General features: G+C 74.7%; 2 protein-coding genes. Both read right to left on the bottom strand.

Annotated features, from left to right (window positions below; all coding sequences use genetic code 11):
- Window positions 1-194, bottom strand: a 194-nt coding sequence (locus tag IE178_RS34890) for a polyketide synthase docking domain-containing protein (RefSeq protein ID WP_193515042.1), incomplete at its 3' end; no start/stop codon positions are given.
- An 80-nt stretch (window positions 195-274) separates the two neighbouring features.
- A partial coding sequence (locus tag IE178_RS34885) for a type I polyketide synthase (protein WP_193515041.1) occupies window positions 275-3,429 on the bottom strand: 3,155 nt, incomplete at its 5' end.

The raw sequence follows: 3,429 nt of genomic DNA, 5'->3' as shown, positions 1-3,429 counted from the left end.
GCATCCACACCACCGGCCACCAGCCGCCACAAATCCTCCGGCGACGACACCCCACCCGGATAACGGCACGCCATCCCCACGATCGCGATCGGCTCGTGCTGACGGCCTTCTACCTCGCTCAGCCGCTTACGGGCGTCGCGAGCGTCGGCGATGGCCCGCTTGAGGTAATCACGGAGCTTTCCCTCGTCCGTCACGTGCTTTCAACTCCTGCGCTTCGAATGGTGTGGTGCCGGGTCGGGGCCTGTTGCCGGCCGGGCACGGTGCGTGCGGGCGTTCAGTCGAGTTCGTCGACGAGCGCGAAGAGCTCCTCGTCGCTGGCGGCATCCAGGTCCAGTCCGTCCGCGGACCCGTCGGCGTCGCCGGGTACCGCTTCCGCCAGGAGCAGCAGTTCCCTGAGCCGGTCGGCGAGGCGTGCCCGGGACTCGTCCTCGGGTGCCAGGGACTTGAGCAGTGCCTCGGCACGGTCGAGGTCGGCGAGTCCGGGGACGTCCGCCGGCCCCTGCCGTTCCTCGATCCGCGCGGCGACGAACCGGGCGAGGGCGGTGGGGTTGGGGTGGTCGAAGACGAGGGTGGTGGGCAGCCGCAGACCGGTGGCCCGGCCGAGCTGGTTGCGCAGCTCGACCGCGGTGAGCGAGTCGAAGCCCAGGTCCTGGAAGGGCCTGTCGGCGTCGACGGAATCCTGCCCGGAGTGGCCGAGGACGGCGGCGGCCTGTCCCCGCACCAGCTCGATGAGGGCCGCCTCGCGCTCGGCCGCGCCGAGCGCGCCGAGCTGCTCCAGGAGCCCCGCGCCCTGCTCCGCACCCGTCCCGGCCGCTGCACGGCGGGCGGTGCCGGCGGGTGCCAGGCCGCGCAGCAGCGGCGCCGCGTTCTCGCCCTGCCGCCGCAGCGCTCCGGTGTCGACGTACGTGGCCGCCAGCACGGGCCGCGCGAGGCGGAAGGCCGCGTCGTACAGGTTCATCGCCTCGTCCGACGGCAGTGCCACCAGGCCCAGCCGGGCCAGCCGCCTGAGGTCCGTCTCGCCGAGGCCGCCGCTGATGGCGCTCTCCTGCTCCCACAGGCCCCACGCCAGGGAGAGGCCGGGGAGGCCCTGGGCCCTGCGGTGCTGGGCCAGTGCGTCCAGGAAGGTGTTGCCGGCCGCGTAGTTGGCCTGTCCCGCGGTGCCGAGAAGACCGGCGACGGACGAGTAGACGACGAAGGCCGACAGCGCACGGTCCCGTGTCAGCTCGTGCAGGTTCCACGCCGCGTCCACCTTGGGCCGCAGCACGGTGTCCAGTCGCTCCGGGGTGAGTTCACCGAGCACCGTGTCGTCCAGAACGCCCGCCGTGTGGACGACGGCGGAGAGCGGCCGGTCCTCGGGCACCGCCGCGAGGGCGCCGGCCAGCGCCTCGCGGTCCGCGGCGTCGCACGCGGCGAAGGTGACGCCGGCCCCCAGGCCGGTCAGCTCCTCCTTCATCTCGGCCGCACCCGGGGCGGATTCGCCGCGGCGGCTGAGCAGCAGCAGGTGCCGTGCGCCGTGTTCGGTCACCAGGTGCCGGGCCAGGATGCGGCCCAGTGTTCCCGTGGCACCGGTGATGAGCACGGTGCCCTCGTCCCACCGGGGCGGGACGGCACCGTCGTCCGCGCCGCGGGCGCGCTCCAGGCGGGGCACGAGGAACGCGCCGCCGCGCACGGCCACCTGGGGCTCCCCGGTGGCGACGGCTGCGGTGACGTCGCCGTCGCTGTCGACCAGCACGACACGGCCGGGGTTCTCCGTCTGCGCCGTCCGCAGCAGGCCCCACACGCCCGCGTGCACCAGATCCGGGACGTCCTCGTCCGGGCTCGTGGCCACCGCGCCGCGGGTGACGACCACCAGCCGCGCCTCGGCCAGTCGCGGATCGGCGAGGAACGCCTGCACGGTCGTCAGCGCCTGCCGGGTGGCAGCCCGTGCCGCCTCGGCGAGGGCGGGGCCGTCGGCCGGGGCCGCGCCGTCGTGGTCCGGGACCCACAGGACGGTGTCCGCCCCGCTTCCCGCCAGTTCCTGCAGGTCCTCGTAGGCCTTCACGGAGGGGACCGGCGAGGCGCCCAGCGCCGCCCAGCCCGAGGTGTCGACCGTTCCGCGGGGAGCCTCGGTCACCGACCAGACGGCGGGGAACAGTCCGTCCCGGCCGGCACCGGCCGCCCGCAGCGCGTCCGCGGCCAGCGGACGCAGGACCAGCGAGTCCACCGACGCCACTGGCAGTCCCGTGCCGTCGGCGATCTGCAGTGATGCCTCCAGCGTCTCGCCGCCGGAGTCCGACAGGGTCAGCCGTGCCCGCAGGACGGACGCCCCGACGGCGTGGACGCGCGCACCCGACCAGGAGAACGGCAGGCGTGGCTGCCCGTCGTCCCCGGTGACGCCGGGCAGCAGCGGGTGCAGCACGGCGTCCAGCAGCGCCGGGTGGAGCAGGAAGTGTCCCGCCCGCTCGCCCGCCTCGTCCGGCAGCGCGACCTCGGCGAAGATCTCGCCCTCGCCCTGCCACACCCGGCGCAGCCCCTGGAAGGCGGCGCCGTAGGCGAATCCGTGGTCGGAGAGGCGTTCGTAGGCGCCGTCCAGGTCGATCTCGGCCGCGCCCGCCGGAGGCCAGACCACGAGGCCGGATCCGGTGGCGGAGGGGTCGGCGGGGGTCAGTGAACCGTGGGCGTTGAGCACCCACTCGTTGTCCCCGTCCGGGCCCTGCCCGGCGGGGCGGGAGTGGATCTCGACGCCGCGCCGTCCGTCGTCGTCCGGGTCCCCGACGGCGACCTGCACATCGACGCCGCCGTGTTCGGGCAGGACGAGCGGTGCGGCCAGGGTCAGGTCCTCGACGTGTGCGCTGCCGGCCTGTTCCCCCGCGCGCAGGGCCAGTTCGAGGAGGGCGGTGCCGGGCAGCAGTACGGTGCCGGACACCGTGTGGTCCGCGAGCCACGGGTGGGTGCGCAGGGAGAGCCGTCCGGTGAAGAGGTACGCGTCGCGGCCCGCCATACTCACGGCGGCGCCGATCAGCGGGTGCTCGACCGTGCTCAGGCCGAGGCCCTCGGCGTCGACGTCGGCGGTGGGTGCGTCGAGCCAGTAGCGCCGGTGCTGGAAGGCGTAGCCGGGCAGCGGCACGCGGCGGGCGCCGGGCAGTGCCGTGTCCCAGTCGGGTTCGGCTCCCCTGATCCGCAGCAGGGCGAGCGCCGACATGACGGTCTCGGGTTCGGGCCGGTCCCGGCGCAGCGCCGGGGTGAGTGCGCCCGGCGGCTCGGTGAGCGAGGCCTCCACCATGGAGGTGAGGACTCCGTCCGGGCCCAGTTCCACGTACTGCCGGACGCCCGACTGCTCCAGGAGGCGTACGCCGTCGTGGAAGCGGACGGCCTGACGGATGTGCCGCGCCCAGTACCCCGGCGAGGTCAGCTCCTCCTCCGTCGCCAAAACCCCGGTCACGTTCGACA

The organism is Streptomyces griseoloalbus (genome assembly GCA_014650015.1).
Classification (GTDB): domain Bacteria; phylum Actinomycetota; class Actinomycetes; order Streptomycetales; family Streptomycetaceae; genus Streptomyces; species Streptomyces griseoloalbus.
Note: the sequence above shows the minus strand (reverse complement) of the source record. Positions and strands in the feature narration are given on the sequence as shown.